At 66.4% G+C, this 15129-nt stretch carries 16 protein-coding genes; 9 read left to right on the top strand and 7 right to left on the bottom strand.

Translation table 11 applies throughout. From position 1 onward, the window contains the following. Positions 1–8 precede the first annotated feature (8 nt). Complete coding sequence (locus tag ACT9AS_RS05840) at positions 9–1910, top strand: FUSC family protein (RefSeq protein WP_445099198.1); 1902 nt, start codon at positions 9–11, stop codon at positions 1908–1910. A gap of 25 nt (positions 1911–1935) precedes the next feature. Here the strand turns inward: ACT9AS_RS05840 and ACT9AS_RS05835 are convergent, their stop codons facing one another. Beyond that, positions 1936–2541 carry a DUF1989 domain-containing protein gene (locus ACT9AS_RS05835; protein ID WP_445099197.1) on the bottom strand — a complete coding sequence of 202 codons (606 nt, stop codon included), beginning with the start codon at positions 2539–2541 and terminating at the stop codon, positions 1936–1938. A gap of 8 nt (positions 2542–2549) precedes the next feature. Further along, a complete protein-coding gene (gene gntA / locus ACT9AS_RS05830; protein WP_445099196.1) occupies positions 2550–3281 on the bottom strand; it encodes a guanitoxin biosynthesis heme-dependent pre-guanitoxin N-hydroxylase GntA in 732 nt (243 codons plus the stop codon). Between the two features lie 173 nt (positions 3282–3454). Here gntA and ACT9AS_RS05825 point away from each other — a divergent pair, with 173 nt between their 5' ends. The 3 genes from ACT9AS_RS05825 to ACT9AS_RS05815 all read left to right on the top strand — a co-directional run bounded on the left by ACT9AS_RS05825 (position 3455) and on the right by ACT9AS_RS05815 (position 6819). After that, the gene (locus ACT9AS_RS05825) at positions 3455–3859 is read left to right on the top strand and encodes a BlaI/MecI/CopY family transcriptional regulator (protein ID WP_445099195.1); all 405 of its coding nucleotides are present in this window, start codon (positions 3455–3457) and stop codon (positions 3857–3859) included. Then, positions 3856–5280 (top strand): M56 family metallopeptidase, encoded by a 1425-nt coding sequence (locus ACT9AS_RS05820; protein ID WP_445099194.1) that lies wholly within the window; start codon positions 3856–3858, stop codon positions 5278–5280. The genes ACT9AS_RS05825 and ACT9AS_RS05820 overlap by 4 nt, the downstream gene beginning before the upstream one ends. A gap of 105 nt (positions 5281–5385) precedes the next feature. Continuing rightward, positions 5386–6819: a M64 family metallopeptidase gene (locus ACT9AS_RS05815; protein WP_445099193.1), complete on the top strand. Its 1434-nt coding sequence runs from the start codon at positions 5386–5388 to the stop codon at positions 6817–6819. A 14-nt stretch (positions 6820–6833) separates the two neighbouring features. On the opposite strand, the gene ACT9AS_RS05810 is transcribed toward ACT9AS_RS05815, so the two are convergent. Genes ACT9AS_RS05810 through ACT9AS_RS05795 form a run of 4 tightly spaced genes read right to left on the bottom strand, consistent with a single transcriptional unit; the run spans position 6834 to position 8908 of the window. After that, the gene (locus tag ACT9AS_RS05810; protein ID WP_445099192.1) at positions 6834–7229 is read right to left on the bottom strand and encodes a hypothetical protein; all 396 of its coding nucleotides are present in this window, start codon (positions 7227–7229) and stop codon (positions 6834–6836) included. Then, on the bottom strand, positions 7183–7902 hold the full coding sequence (locus ACT9AS_RS05805) for an N-acetylmuramoyl-L-alanine amidase (protein WP_445099191.1): 720 nt from the start codon (positions 7900–7902) through the stop codon (positions 7183–7185). The genes ACT9AS_RS05810 and ACT9AS_RS05805 overlap by 47 nt, the downstream gene beginning before the upstream one ends. After that, entirely contained in the window at positions 7899–8435 is a 537-nt protein-coding gene (locus ACT9AS_RS05800) for a PAAR domain-containing protein (protein WP_445099190.1), read from the bottom strand. Before ACT9AS_RS05800 ends, ACT9AS_RS05805 begins: the two co-directional genes overlap by 4 nt. Positions 8436–8491: 56 nt before the next feature. Continuing rightward, positions 8492–8908, bottom strand: coding sequence for a VOC family protein (locus tag ACT9AS_RS05795; RefSeq protein WP_445099189.1), 417 nt, complete (start codon positions 8906–8908; stop codon positions 8492–8494). 37 nt (positions 8909–8945) lie between these two features. Between ACT9AS_RS05795 and ACT9AS_RS05790 the strand changes: the two genes are divergently transcribed. The 5 genes from ACT9AS_RS05790 to ACT9AS_RS05770 all read left to right on the top strand — a co-directional run bounded on the left by ACT9AS_RS05790 (position 8946) and on the right by ACT9AS_RS05770 (position 13456). Next, the gene (locus ACT9AS_RS05790; RefSeq protein ID WP_445099188.1) at positions 8946–9296 is read left to right on the top strand and encodes a MazG-like family protein; all 351 of its coding nucleotides are present in this window, start codon (positions 8946–8948) and stop codon (positions 9294–9296) included. 27 nt (positions 9297–9323) lie between these two features. Continuing rightward, positions 9324–11204, top strand: coding sequence for a DNA/RNA helicase domain-containing protein (locus tag ACT9AS_RS05785; RefSeq protein WP_445099187.1), 1881 nt, complete (start codon positions 9324–9326; stop codon positions 11202–11204). A gap of 164 nt (positions 11205–11368) precedes the next feature. Then, positions 11369–11980 (top strand): hypothetical protein, encoded by a 612-nt coding sequence (locus tag ACT9AS_RS05780; protein ID WP_445099186.1) that lies wholly within the window; start codon positions 11369–11371, stop codon positions 11978–11980. A 36-nt stretch (positions 11981–12016) separates the two neighbouring features. Continuing rightward, positions 12017–12403, top strand: coding sequence for a hypothetical protein (locus tag ACT9AS_RS05775; protein ID WP_445099185.1), 387 nt, complete (start codon positions 12017–12019; stop codon positions 12401–12403). A gap of 27 nt (positions 12404–12430) precedes the next feature. Next, complete coding sequence (locus tag ACT9AS_RS05770; protein ID WP_445099184.1) at positions 12431–13456, top strand: CorA family divalent cation transporter; 1026 nt, start codon at positions 12431–12433, stop codon at positions 13454–13456. Here ACT9AS_RS05770 and ACT9AS_RS05765 read toward each other — a convergent pair. Beyond that, positions 13453–14976 (bottom strand): PAS domain S-box protein, encoded by a 1524-nt coding sequence (locus ACT9AS_RS05765; RefSeq protein ID WP_445099183.1) that lies wholly within the window; start codon positions 14974–14976, stop codon positions 13453–13455. The two genes, ACT9AS_RS05770 and ACT9AS_RS05765, sit on opposite strands and share 4 nt — an antisense overlap. Between the last annotated feature and the right edge of the window lie 153 nt (positions 14977–15129).

The following is a 15129-nucleotide window of genomic DNA, read 5'->3' as shown; positions in this document are numbered from 1 at the left end:
CCGACCTGTTGCGTGACGCCGTGTCGCCGGCCCCGCCACCCTCACCGGTCACCCGTGTCCTGCGAGGGCTGTTCGAGGTCCGCCCGGCGCCGCCGCAACGCTGGCGGTTCGCCCTGCGGGCATCGGTATGCATGGGCGTGCCGATCATCGCCGGCTGGCTGTGGGGTGACATCACCGCCGGGCTGATGGCCGGCATCGGCGGGTTCACCGGGCTGTACGGCAGCGGCCGTCCGTACTTCAACCGGGCGCGGCACCTGGCGATCATCGCCGCCGCCTTCGCGCTGGCGGTCGGCCTGGGCTTGTGGGTCGGCCCGGTGGCGTGGGCGGTCGTGCTGACCGTCGCCTCGATCGCCATGCTGGCGACCTGGCTCGGCAATGCGCTGCAGGTCGGGCCGCCGGGCGCCTACATGTTCGCGCTCGCGTGCGCGGCGGGTACGGCGATGCCGGCCGCGCACCTCACGCCGGTGCACGCGGCGACCCTGGTGTTCGCCGGCGGCGCCTTCGCATGGTTGTTGCACATGGCCGGTGCGCTGGTCGCGCCGCGTGGCCCGGAACGCACCGCGGTGACCGATGCCGGCCGGGATGTCATCCGCTACATCGAGGCGCGGGGCAGCCCGCGGGAAGATCGCGCACGCCACCAGGCGGCGGCGACCCTGCACCGTGCGTGGTCGGTGCTGGTCAGCCAGCAGCCTGCGCGCGTGGGCGCCGATGGCACGCTCGGCCGGCTGCGCGCGCTCAACCGCGAGCTGCACCTGCGTTTTGCCGGGGCGATGGGCGCGGCGGACCGCTCGCGACCGCCATCGGATGCTCCGGTCGAAGACGACATTGCCGGAATCCGCCAACTCGTGTCCCGGATCGACGATCCGCGCGGCCAGCCCGGCGCGGCCGCCGATGCGGTGCCGCTGGGCCATCCCGGCGTCTTCACCGCCCTCGCCGAAGCGTTGCGGCCGGGGTCCAACCCACGGCGGGTGATCCTGCGCGTGGGCATCGCCGCATTGCTGGCCGGCGCGCTTGGCGCGACCTTCCATCTCGAACGCGCGTACTGGGCGGTCGCCGCGGCGGTGCTGATGCTGCACCAGGGATTCGACTGGCAGCGGATGCTCCAGCGCAGCGTCGAGCGGCTGGTCGGCACCTGGGTCGGCCTGCTGCTGGCTGCCGCAATCATCGTCGTGCATCCGCAGGGCATCTGGCTGGCGCTGGTGGTGATGGCGCTGCAGTTCACGATCGAAATGCTGGTGATGCGCAACTACGCACTGGCGGTGGTGTTCATCACCGGCGCCGCGCTCACGCTCGCCAGCGGCGGCCATCCGGTGGAATCGCCGGCCGGCTATCTGCTGGCGCGCGGTGTCGATACCCTCGCCGGCTGCGTGGTCGCGCTGCTGGTGTTCCGGCTGCTCCCGCCCCGCCCATCGCCCGCGCGGATTCCGCTGCAGTTGCTGCACGCACTGGATGCGGTCGGCGCCGTGGTCGGGCACCTGGCCAGTGCCGCCGTCACCACCGCCGACGCCCGGCATGCGCGGCGCCACCTGCAACACGCCACCTTCGCGCTGGCCGAAGCGCACCAGGAAAGCCTCTCCGCCTCACCGCGCCAGCGCCGGGCCGCCGAAGCCACCTGGCCGGCGATCGCCGCGACCGAACGGCTCGCGTATCGCACCCTGTCCGCCTGCTGGGCGCTGGAACGCCGGGACGGTGACACCGCCCGCGAGTACGCCGCGACGATGTTCCACGACGACGGCGCCAGGCGCGTCCGCGAGGCGCTCGACATGCTCGCGGCGGCGATCCGCGACGCCCGCACGCCGCCGCCGCCGTTGCCTACGATTCCGCGGGTATTCGAAGCCGAACTGCACAACCTGCGCGAGTGCCTGGTGCGCGAACCGCGGTCAGAGATCAGGCAACCCGCTCCCCGGTAGGCTCGCCGAATGGCACCACCGTCCTTCAGGACTTCGACGGGCGCGGCGCCAACCTGTCCACCCGGTAGTCGATCGGCTTGTAGCGGAAGTTGTTGGACTGCCCCGCCGAGCAAGCGGTCATCGCCGCCACCAGCGGCATCTCCGCGCGCAGTCGCAGGTAGGCACCGGGCCGGCTCAGCGGCGGCAAGACGGCGATCTCGCCGGTGCTGCCATCCACCGCCACGTGCATGAAGACGTTGAACGCCACGGGCACCCGGTCGCGATCGATGCCCCACGGCGCCAGTGCCATCGCGAGGTTGCCCTCGCAGCCGGGACGGCCTTCGGTCTCGCCGTAGATCTTCTCGAACATCTCCTTGGAGCACGGCGTCAGGGTGAAATCGTGGCGCCCGCAGGTGTCCTCCAGCAGGGTGAACATCGGCCGGCTGCGGTTCGAATACAGCGTATCGCCGGTGGTCAGGAACATCCGCGAGGCGTAGTCGATCGAGCGCCCGGACGACAAGTACTCGGCGAGGTCGTCGGGATTGAACGCGACGAGGTCGCTGACCTGCTGGCCCTCCGGATCGATGATCACCAGCTCGTCGCCGGCCGCCAGCTCCACCGCCCGCGCCGAACACGGGGGAATGCGGGTCATCGCGCCGGTCAAGGCGTCGTCCCGACACGCAGCGGGCAACGCCACCGGGCTTCCACCGCGCGCCCGCTGTATTGCCGCGCTTCCGAGGCATCGCCGTAGTCGGCAAGGTTGGGATTGATCGATCCCTGCAACTGCTCGTCGCGCATGCGGGTGGCGTCCTGCATCTTGGCGAAGCGACCGTCGCTGCGCAGGCGGTCGAACTGGCGGTGGGAATTGAACACCAGCGCAGGGTAGCGGAACCGCCGTGCCAGCCGCGACGCGCCCGGATGCAGGCCGATCACGAAGAACGGATGGCCCGCGAGGCTCATGCTGAAACGGGGACTGGCGGTGTCGGATGCAACGTCCTCGGCCCAGGGCGTGCCATGCGCGACGTCCATATCGTGCAGCCGCTGCAACTGGTTCCAGAGCTGGCGCTCGAACGCCACCTCGTCCATCGTCCGTGGACCGCGGAACACCGCGACCAGCGAGTCCACGCGTGCCTCATCGGAGTTACCCGCGTCCACGCGTTGGCCGAAGCCCGCCAGCTCCGCAAGCAACCGCACATCGTTGGCAACATCACCCAGCGGTGCGAACTCGATCACCGTCAGCCCCTCGCAGGCCATGGCGAGCTTCGCGCCGACGCAGGGGAACGCGTCGGAAGCAATGAACTCCCGGAACTGCTGCTTCAGGTCGCCAGGCCGCGTACGGGGAGCAGGTCGGGAAACGGGGGTTGATTCGGACAGTGCGCGAACGGATTGCATCCGGACTCCTGCGGTCAGCCGCGTGTGGGATGCGAACCACGCTATGGATTGGCGCGTGGAGCCGCGGTGCACGTCGCACCGCCTGCGCTTGAATCGTTCAGGCTGGCGCTGCCTTGACAACTACTAATCTAGTAGTACTATCCGATTCGTACTCACGCCCGACAGGAGCCGGCATGCCCCAGCCACGACCCACCGAAGGCGAACTGGCCATCCTGCGCGTGCTGTGGGATCGCCCGGGCCCGTGCACGGTGCGCGAAGTCCACGACGCCCTGACGCGCACCCGCGACACCGCCTACACCACCGTGCTGAAGATGATGACGATCATGGCCGACAAGGGCCTGGTGGTCCGCGACGAGTCCGAGCGCAGCCATCGCTACGCGGCCGTGCATCCGGAACCGCAGGTGCAATCGGCGTTGCTGAGCGACCTGATGCATCGCGCGTTTTCCGGCTCGGCGCTGCAACTGGTGCAACGGGCACTTGATGTCGACAGGACCAGCGCCGAAGACCTCGATGAAATCGCCCGGATGATCGCGCAGGCCCGGAAGCAGCGCCGGGGCGGCCACGGGGACCAGCCATGAACATGCTCCACACCATCCAGTCCGCGCTCGCGACCAGCCTGCTGCACTCGCTGTGGCAGGTGGCCCTGCTTGCGCTGCTCGCGGCGTCGACACTGGCGCTGTTGGAACGGCACAGCGCCGCGATCCGGCACATGGTCGCCATGGGATTCATGCTGTCGATGGCGGCCGCGCCGGTGGCGACTTTCGCGTGGCTGGCCGGGCAACCCGCGGGGACCGAAGGCATCACTTCAGCCAACCCGGTCTGGTCGGCACTGGGGGCCACGCCTGCACTCGACATGGCCGCGGGCCACGCGATCATCGCGCCGGCCTGGCTGCCCTGGCTGTGGTGCGCCGGCGTACTGGCGATGGCCGCACGGTTGCTGGGCGGCTGGTGGGTCGTGCGTACACTCGACCGGCAGGAGTTCTCTTCACTGCCCGCGCACTGGCTGCAACGCACCGACCGGCTGCGGCGCAGGCTCGGCATCCGCCGCCCGGTCGTGGTCCGGTTGCTGCAACGGCTGGACCTGCCCTGCACCGCCCACGCATGGCGACCGGTGGTGTGGCTGCCATTGTCGATCCTGACCCGGCTCGACCCCGACCAGATCGAGGCGCTGCTCGCCCACGAGCTGGCCCACATCCGCCGTCTCGACTGGGTCTGGAACGGCCTGCAGTGCGCCGTCGAAGCGCTGCTGTTCTACCACCCCGGCATGTGGTGGCTCAGCCGCCGCATCCGCCAGGAACGCGAGAACGCCTGCGACGACCTGGCGGTGTCGGTGTGTGGCGACGCCATCGTGCTGGCCGAGGCGCTGGCGACGCTGGAACACCACCGCTTGCCTACCCCTGCGCTTGCCCTGTCCGCCACTGGAGGTCCGCTCATGAAACGCGTCACCCGCCTGTTGTCATCCGAGATCCTGTCAACCAATTCTGCCGCTTCCCGTTCACCGCGCCTGCGCTGGGCGATCCCGATGGGCGTCATTGCCGCGGTGTGCTCCGGCGCGCTGCTGGCTGCGCAGTTGCAGTCGCCGCAATCCACCTCCGCGTCCAAGCCACCCGCGGCCGTTACCTCGGTCGAGCACCACACGCCGGCCCCACCGCCACCGCCGCCGGCCCCACCCGCACCGCCTGCTCCGTGGTCGGGTGCGGTGCCACCAGTGCCATCCGCCCCGCCCGCGCCACCGGCCCCGCCGGCGCCACCCGCGCCGACCACCAGCGCCGCGTACCAGTCCGCACTGCGCAGCGTGCAAGCCGACGCTGGCGTAATCGGCGTGGTCGGCTCGCCGGTACGCGCCGTGGACAGCGGCCATGACATCTGGATAGGCGACGACCGCGCCGACCTCAGGTTCGCGGTTGCGGGCCCGAAAGACACCGCGTTGGTCCATGTCCAGAGCGAACTGCAAGGCGACACCTGGACAGTCGTGACGCTGGACATATCGGGTCACTGATCGATCTCCCGCATTGCCGGCGCCGCGCCGGCAATGCGGCTGGCCGGGTGCATGTCCGCGGTCGTCGCCATAGACTCGCCGGGACACCACTCGCCGGCCAGTCCAATGACCCACCGCCTGTTCCGCACCGCCGTTGGCTCACTCGTCCTGCTGCTCGCATCCATCGGCATGGCCGTCGCTTCGCCGGGCGCGACGCCGCAGACGATGCGGCTGGATTACCTGCACACCGGTGATGCCGACGCGCAGCACTACGCACTCGACCGCATCGTGATCGAACCGCTGCCGTGGGCCGGCAACCCGGCGCGGCCGATCGACGACAGCAACCGCGGCAACAACAAGTTCGAAGTACTCGATGCCGCGACCGGCGAGCTGCTGTACTCGCGCGGCTTCAGCACCGTGTTCGCCGAATGGCGCACCACCGAAGAGGCCGCCAGCGTGTCGCGCGGTTTCCAGGAGTCATTGCGCTTCCCGGCGCCGGCCAGCCCCGTCACCGTGCGCATCTACGAGCGCGACGCTGCCAACGCCTTCGTGCCGGTCTGGAGCGTCGACGTAGACCCCGACGCCCAGACCATCCAGCGCAACACCATGCCGTCGACCCTCAAGCCGGTCGCCATCCGCGACAACGGCCCCTCGGCGCAAAAGGTCGACCTGCTGATCCTCGGCGACGGCTACACCGAAGCCGAGCGCGACAAGTTCATCGCCGACGCCCGCCGCCTGAGCGACCACCTGTTCACCGTCTCGCCGTTCAAGGAGCGCGCCGCCGACTTCAACGTCTGGGCGCTGATGGCGCCGACGCCGGAGTCCGGCATCTCGCGCCCGTCGACCGGCGATTACCACCCGTCCACGCTCGGCGCGCGCTACGACATATTCGGCAGCGAGCGCTACGTGCTCGCGCTCGACAACCGCGCCCTGCGCGAGATCGCCCAGCACGCACCCAATGAGTTCATCGAGATCCTGGTCAACAACCAGACCTACGGCGGCGGCGGCATCTTCGGCCAGTTCAGCACCGCCGCGGCCGACAACGCCTTCGCCAACTACCTGTTCGTGCACGAGTTCAGCCATCACTTCGCCGGCCTCGCCGACGAGTACTACACCTCGCCGGTCGCCTACGCGCCCAGCGATGCCAAGGTCGAACCGTGGGAGCCCAACGTCACCGCCCTGCACGACCCCGCGCAACTGAAATGGCGCCACCACGTGCGCGCCGAAACGCCCGTGCCGACCCCGTGGCCGAAGACCGAGTACGAAGCGCGCCAGCGCGAGTTCCAGCAGACCCGCGCCCAACTGCGCGCCGACAAGCGGCCCGAAGCCGAGATGGAAGCCCTGTTCCGCGAAGAACTGGCCTACACCAACCAACTGTTCGCCGATGCCCCGTACAAGGATGCCGTCGGCGCCTTCGAGGGCGCCAACTACGCCGCGACCGGCTACTACCGCCCGCAGATGCAATGCCTGATGTTCGACCGCAGCGACGCCTACTGCCAGGTCTGCAGCGATGCGGTGGCGGAGATCATCGACCTGTATTCGCGGACTGACGACGAGTAACCACGTTACACGGACTACGGAGCGTCCGGATCCATCAGGTCTGTCGCCAGAAGCACCAGATCGGCGCATTGCTCGTCGCTGCAGCCCCAATAACGGGTTTCGCTGCCGCTGGTCCAGATCGCGGTGGCGCCACCATTGATCTGGAAATTCCAGGAGCGCCCCTCCGCTTCCAACTCGCCGGAAATGGAGCACGGCACCTGGTAGAACGCGCCGTACGGACTCTCCTCATAGCGCTCGCTGAGCCTGAAGAACTGTTCGACCTGGAGCGTGCCGAGATGCCATCCATCGCATGCAACCTTCTCGCTACCGCCGACCGTTCCTTCGTATTTCGCTGCGGCGACACGGATGACCCGAACTGCATCGTCAGAAGACGGGCGGGGGGAAGCGGGCTGGCACGCTGTCAGCGTCATCGCCGCCAGCATCGCGGTCGTAAAGACCGGCGCCCTCGCCCGGCTCCTTGTATGAAATCCTGTCGTGCTCATAGATGTCCGCGTCCGATAGTCCATATTCTTCCTTCAGGATGCCGATCAGCTTCGCAATCGATACCGACTGCTCAGCCGTTGGTGCTTCCCATTGCTTTGTGTTTCGGTCGAACTTCGCTACGGTTTCGATTCCGACGCTATCCTCGTTCATCGGATAACGCTGGGGGTAAGACTTCACCTTTTCGTGGTTGTGGATCCGTTGTGGTGCCCAACCCCATCCATCGATGAGCCGCCTCTCTTCGGCTGAACAACTGCCTTCGGAATGACAGCGCGACCTGATCTTTCCCACGTGTGCCGTCTTCTGGGCGAGGCTAGCCGCCTGAAACACAGTGCCATCCTTGCCAACCAGAAAGTGCGTGCCGATACCGCGCTCGAACCCCCTCATCGTCCCATCGGCTGTTGTCGAATCGGTGCGATGTAGAACGACAGCTTTTGGACCATTGATCGGGCCGTTTTCCAGCGCAGCCACGGGCTGGATCACGTACCCGGCGTTCTGGATGTATCCGTTCTCGCCGACATAAACATCGAGCACGACTTCCTTGCGCTGCGTGTTGGACTCGATGGACATCCTCGATTGCCCGGCCAGGACGAAGCGGCTCATGGCCCTTCCTCCGCAACTTCGATCGAGAGCACTTCACTTTGGGCGGACGTCAGCAAATGCGTCATGCCATCCGAATCGGTGGCTCCGTGTTCGACCGTACCGTCTTCACGATAGATGCGATAACGCCGATTGACCTGGGGCATGCCATCAGCGGTCCGAAGGATAAAAGCTTCGTCGTATCCGAACGCTCCAATCTCACCCGGCCCCAGGCCCGTCGTTTCGATTGGGGACACAGAAGCATCGCCCCCGGGAAAAGCCTGCCCACCATTGCCCAGAAACACACGTTGCTGCTGGACCGCAAGCACGCTGCAGCCGCAGGCCAACTTGCTGCCATGCAACGCCACGGGTTGCCCATCGATAATCGTTGTGGGATCGCCGTCGACGATCGGGAACGTGCCTTTGTGTTGCGGGCACGTTGCCTTGTCATTGACCCGAGCGACCGGCTTGCCGTCGATATCAGTGAACGGCGAGCCGGAAACTACGCTGCCACCGCTACTGGTGCTGTCTCCCAGCACTACCCACATCCTGCTCATGTTGGCCTCCTTGCCAAGTGATGCGGAACAGCTTGCCACAAATGATCGAACGTCGATCAACCGGCCGGCGGCCCCTTGAGCTCCACCACGTTGCCTTCCGGGTCGGACAGGTACTGCGACGGCCCCTCGCCCATCGCGCCGTAACGCGAACCAAATTCGCCAACCTGCACGCCATGCGCCTGCAGGTGGGCGACGATGGCCTCGCGGTCGAACGGAAGCACCTGCAGGCAGAAGTGGTCCATGTTGCGTCCCTCCGCCCCGGGCGCCTCGCCGCCCATGCGGCCGAGCTTGCCGTCTATATCGACCAGGTCGATCAGCGAATCCCCCGCGCGCAATTGCAGCAGGCCGATCGCCTCCTGCCGTTTCTCGACCGTGCAGCCGAGGACATCGCAATAGAACGCCTGCATCGCCGCCACGTCGCGGACGCGCAGGACCACGTGGTCGAGTCGCTGGAGGGAGAAGGGAATGGTCATGGAGTTAGGATAGCCCGGACGCCGCCCGGACACGCGCATGAGTCAGGACATCAAAGCGCTGCAAGCCGCCCTGCGCGAATTCGCCCGCGAGCGCGAATGGGAACAGTTCCACTCCCCGAAGAACCTGGCCGCCGCGCTGTCGGTGGAAGCCGCCGAGTTGCTGGAACACTTCCAGTGGCTGACCGAAGCACAGAGCCGCGACCTGTCCGACGACAAGCGCGAGCAGGTGGCCGAGGAGTTGGCCGACGTACTGATCTACGTGTTGCAGTTGGCCGACAAGCTGTGCATCGATCCGGTGGATGCGGCGTGGCGGAAGATGGAGGCCAACGACAGGAAGTATCCGGTCGAGCGAGCAAAGGGACGGATTACGAAGTACACCGAGTTGTAGTGACGTGGTCAAAGGGGAGGCCGTTTCTTGATCATCTACCAAGGTACGAAGTCGGGATTCCTGCACGACACGGACAACAGGGACATCGAGGACGTGGTGTCCCGCGCCTATCTGGCCACGACGGGCAAGTATGTTCCGGATGCCGAAATCCGCTCGTGGCGCGAATCCCTTGGACAGATGGCCAAGGTGCTGCGCGACGACGCCATGCCTGACGACATGGGCGTGGGCATCGAGTACGGCATCCCTCAAACATCTAAGCGGATCGACTTCATCCTTTCCGGTCGAGGCCCGGACAACCGCCCGCATCTGATCGTCGTCGAGCTCAAACAGTGGTCCTCGTCAAAACTTTCCGACAAGGACGGGATCGTGGTCGCGCAGCGCGGTGGCGCCCATGAACGGGAGGGAGCACACCCCTGTTACCAGGCGTGGTCCTACGCTGCCCTTCTGGAGGGATTCAATGAGGCTGTCCATGACGGCGACGTCAGCCTCCGACCTTGCGCATACCTGCACAACTACATCGATGACGGGATCATCAGTCATTCGCATTACGCGCCGTATATCGAGAAGGCGCCGCTGTTCCTGCGTGGTGACGCCGAGCGCGAACGCCTGCGCGATTTCATCAAGGAGCACGTCAAGAAAGGCGATAACGCCGAACTCCTCTACAGCATCGAGAACGGCCGGATCCGACCATCCAGGATGCTGGCCGACAGCCTCGCCAAAATGCTCAGGGGCAACCGCGAATTCGTACTGGTGGACGACCAGAAGGTCGTATACGAAACTGCCCTCGCCCTTGCGCGCGCCGCCCGGGCGGACAGGAAGCACGTAGTCATCATCAAGGGTGGTCCCGGAACCGGAAAGTCCGTGGTTGCCATCAACCTGCTGGTCGCGCTGACCAAAACCGGACTGCTAACCAAGTACGTATCCAAGAACTCGGCACCGCGCAGCGTCTACCAGCAAAGGCTCAATGGCAGCCTCAGGAAGGTGGAAATCTCCAACCTGTTCAGTGGCTCGGGTGCGTTCACCGAGACCGAGCCGAATGTCTTCGACGCACTGGTCGTCGACGAGGCCCATCGTCTCAACAAGCTCTCCGGCCTCTACGGGAACCTTGGCGAGAACCAGGTCAAGGAGGTCATCGCGAGTGCCAAATGCACGGTATTTTTCGTGGACGACGATCAGATGGTGACCCTCAGCGACATCGGCCATTCCAGTGAGCTGACACGCTGGGCAGGTGAGTTGGGAGCGCAGGTCACCCTATTGAAACTGTCCTCGCAGTTCCGCTGCAACGGTTCCGACGGGTATCTCGCGTGGCTGGACAACCTGCTCGGAATCCGCGAAACCGCCAATGTCGATTTCGATCCGGAGGCATTTGACTTCCGGGTGATCGATTCACCCGCCGAGCTACACGCGCTGATCGCGAAGAAGAACAAAAAGAACAACAAGTCGCGCATGGTGGCTGGTTACTGCTGGGACTGGCCCAGCAAGAAGAACCCGGACGCTTTCGACATCGTCATCCCGGACCACGGCTACGCGAAGCAATGGAACCTCGACAGGGATGGAAGCCTTTGGCTGATCGCGCCCAACTCGATTGAAGAGGTTGGCTGCATCCATACCTGCCAGGGACTCGAGCTGGACTATGTCGGCGTGATCATCGGCCCTGACCTGCTTGCCCGTGACGGCGAGTTGGTGACGGCCCCCGAGCACCGTTCGAAGCGGGATCGCTCGATCCGTGGCTACAAGAAGCTGATGCAGTCCGAGCCTGACGCAACGCGCAAACGGGTGGACCGGATAATCCGGAATACCTACCGGACGCTCATGACACGTGGCATGAAGGGTTGCTACGTATATTGCGTGGACCCGCAAACGCAGGCGCTGTTGAAGCAGGCGACGAGGCAGGATGCCGGAGCCTAGGTTACGGCGGCGACGCTGCCCTATCTCCATCGCTTGTGCGGGCCGTGATGCGTGGCACCGAGCATGAAGCGTTAAGCCCCACCACCGCACATGAATGCGGCCGTTTCACCCGGTTGTTATCGGCACCGGTCCAGTGTGGTGGCTCCCCCGTCGGAGCACCCCACATGAAAAAGACCCAATACGATCGTGCCCAGCTCGAAGAGCTGCTGTACCAGTCGCTGGAAACCGAGCTGGGCGGCGTCAAGATCTACGAGACCGCGTTGAAATGCGCCGTCAACGAGGACCTGCACAAGGAATTCTCGGAATACCTGGACCAGACCCGCACCCACGTGCAGGTGATGACCAACCTCATCGAAACGCTCGGCCTGTCGCCCGACACGATGACGCCGGGGCGCAAGGTGGTCGGTCATATCGGCGCGTCGCTGGTCAAGGCGATGGAGATGGCGCTGGCGGAGGGCGAGCCGGCCGCGGCGGAGCTTGTGGCGTGCGAATGCGTGCTGCTGGCGGAGACCAAGGACCACAGCAACTGGGAGCTGATCGGGCACCTGGCCGAGCACGGCAAGGGCGAGGAAACCGATGCGCTGAAACAGGCCCATGACGCGGTCGAGCAGGACGAGGACCACCACCTGTACCACACCAAGGGCTGGTGCCGGGAACTGTGGATCCAGTCGCTGGGCATGCCGGCCGTACTGCCGCCGCCGGAGGAGATCAAGCAGGTGGAAACCGCCATCGGCGCATCCCGCGCGGAGCAGGCGCGCGCGCAGCAGCTCTCTTGATTCCCGCCCCGACTCCCGCACCGCGAGGATTGAACCATGCTGTTCGCAAGTGACATCGACTCCGTGCAGGACGCCGCGCAACAGAACTTCGTCGATCTCGACAAGGAGCTGGGCTACTGGCGTTACGCCTACCGGGAGCATCCCGCGTTCAGCCCCAACCGGGGTTTCGCGGAGTACGAGGCTGCGCTGAAAGTCGGCATCCATGCGTTCCTCGACGACCACGGCCGGTCGTTCGAGGAAATGCGCGACGCCCTCGGCGAGACCTACCGCCGCACCCGCGGCGACAGCCGGCTGGACTGGGACGAGGCCAGTTCAGCCGCGGCGGCGGCGTGGCACCGGATGCGCAGCACCCATCGCGACGGTGATGCCGTTGACGGTGCCGCCCTGCCCGCCTCGCCCGCGGATGCGGTGATGCTCGGCTGACCCGTGACACACCCACAGGGGTCGGACATGCCAAAGGGTGACCGGGACGACAGCGGCCACTACGCCATCCTGTTCGATGCTGAAGGCGACGACCGACGCCTGGGCCTGGACGACCTCGCCGGCCTGCAACCGGACGAATCCCAGCTGATATGGGTCGACCTGGCGTCGCCGGATGCCGGGGTGATCGACAGGGTGTGGGAGGCGTTCGACCTGCCGGAGCGCTCGCGCAAGGCGATCGCCGAGGGTGCCACCGAGCCGGCGCTGGGCAAGAATGGCGAGGTGTTCTGGGTCAGGGTCGCGGCCCTCGCGGTCAGCAGCAAGGAGGACGACGCCAAGTCCCGCGACGATGCGCGCACGCGACCCAAGGGCCTGGTGGTGGCGATCATCGCCGGCAAGCGCTTCGTCCTGACCATCCACGACGCGCCGGTGGAGTACCTCGACCAGCAGCGCAACCGCGAGGATGTCGATGCGCATGTCGGCGCGCTGTCGGCCGAGAGTTTCACCGCGGCGCTGCTGCACTGGCACCTGTCGACCTACTTCGCGGCGGTGGCGGATTTCGAGCTGGACATCGAACGGATGGAGGTCGGCATCCTGTCCGGCCGCCAGCGCGACTGCCTCCCGCAGCTGCGTCAGTTGCGCAAGGGCGCGTCGCGGTTGCGGCGGATGCTGGCGCCGCACCGGGTGGTGTTCGACGGCATGTCGCGCCCCGATTTCCGGCCCACCGAGGGCGAGGACGCCGACCGCCACTTCGAGAAGCTCGACATCCATTTCGAGCGTGCGATGGACGTGGTCGAGAACGCGCGCGAGCTGGTGATCGGCAGCTTCGAGCTGTTCAGCAGCCAGACCGCGCTGCAGACCAACAAGTCGATGGGGATCCTGACGTTCGCGACGGTGGTACTGGGCTTGTTGGCGATGATCGCGGGCATGCTGGGGATGAACTTCAAGGCCAGCTTCTTCGACACCGAGACGTCCGGCTTCCTGATCGCCGCCGGGTCGATGGTCGTGCTGGGGATCGTCGCGCTGGTTGTCGGGCGCCTGAAACGCTGGTTCTAGCGCTGCGCGGCGGCGTTCACCAGCGGCAGTTGCACGACGAACTCCACGCCCTTGCCGGGCTCGCCGGTACTGAAGGCGCTGACTTCCCCGCCGTGGCGCTGGACCATCTGGTGGACCATGCTCAGGCCGATGCCGAGGCCACCGTGGTGGTCGCCACCGCTCTTCTGGCTCTGGGCGAACAGCTTGAACACGTGACCCAGCTCGCCGGGCGCGATGCCGGGGCCGTTGTCGGCGACGCTCAGTTCGGCGCGATCGCCGCGTCGCGTCAGCGTCACGCACACCCGGCCGCCCTCGGGAGTGAACTTGGCGGCGTTGTGCAGCAGGTTGTTGAGCACCTGCGCCAGCCGCACCCCATCGCCCTCCACCACCAGCGGATCATCGGGCACGTTCACCACCAGCTCGTGGCGACGCGCCTGCATGGTCGAGGCCAACGCCTCGACGCTTTCGGACACCACCTGGCGCAGGTCGAGCGGCTGCCGTTCGAGATAGACCTTGCCGCTGACGATGCGGCCGACGTCGAGCAGGTCATCGACCAGCCGCCCCAGGTGCGCGACCTGGCGTTCGAGGATGTCGCGGGTACGGCGCATCTGCTCGGAGGCGGGCTCCTCCAGTCGCATGATCGACACCGCGTTGGCGATGGGTGCGAGCGGGTTGCGCAACTCGTGGCCGAGCAGCGCGAGGAACTGGTACAGGTAGCGCTCCTGGTTCTCCAGGGTATGGATGCGGCGGCGCTCGGTGAGGTCGCGGGTGACCTTGGCGAAACCGTAGTGGCGGCCGTGCTCGTCGTACAGCGCGGTGATGACCACGCTGGCCCAGAACCGGCTGCCGTCCTTGCGGATGCGCCAGCCTTCATCCTCGAAACGGCCGTCGCGCAGGGCGCTTTCCAGCTCGTGGGCCGGCCAGCCTTCGTCCTTCTTTTCCTGCGGATAGAACACCGAGAAGTGCTCGCCGATGATCTCCTCGGCGATATAGCCCTTGATGATCTGGGCGCCGAGGTTCCAGCTGGCGACGCGACCATCGGGGTCGAGCATGAAGATGGCGTCGTCGCGCACGCCCTCCACCAGCAGGCGGAAACGCTCCTCGCTGCGGCGCAGCCGTTCTTCCTGCCCGCGGCGCTCGGTGAGGTCGCGGGTGACCTTGGCGAAGCCGCGGTGCCTGCCGTCGCCGTCGAACAGCGCGGTGATCACCACGCTGGCCCAGAATCGGCTGCCGTCCTTGCGCAGGCGCCAGCCCTCGTCCTCGAACCGCCCCAGGCGCTTGGCCTCGCTCAGTTCCCGTGCGGGGAAGTCGATGTCGATCATCTCCTGCGGATAGAAGACCTCGAAGCTGCGGCCGATGATTTCCTCGGGGCGGTAGCCCTTGAGCTTCTGCGCTCCGGCGTTCCACGAGCGGATCAGCCCGTGGGGATCAAGCAGGAAGATCGCGTAGTCGGATACCGACTCGACCAGCAGGCGGTAGTCGGCGTCGTCCACCGGTGGGGGCGCGCCATGGTCGATTGGCTGTAGGGCGGATGGGTTCAAGGCAGGGTCCCGGATGGATCGCTACCTTACCCCTCTCCCGCGCTGCGACGTAAGGGGATCAGGTCGCGCAAGCCACGACATGCGCGACACGGCTTAACAGTTCAGCGAGCGGCCTGCGCGGGCCCTGTCCAGATCCGCACACCCTGCTTGCGC

Source organism: Lysobacter sp. F60174L2 (assembly GCF_052547135.1).
The sequence above is the reverse complement of the archived record's forward strand: the minus strand, read 5'-3'. Positions and strand labels throughout refer to the sequence as shown.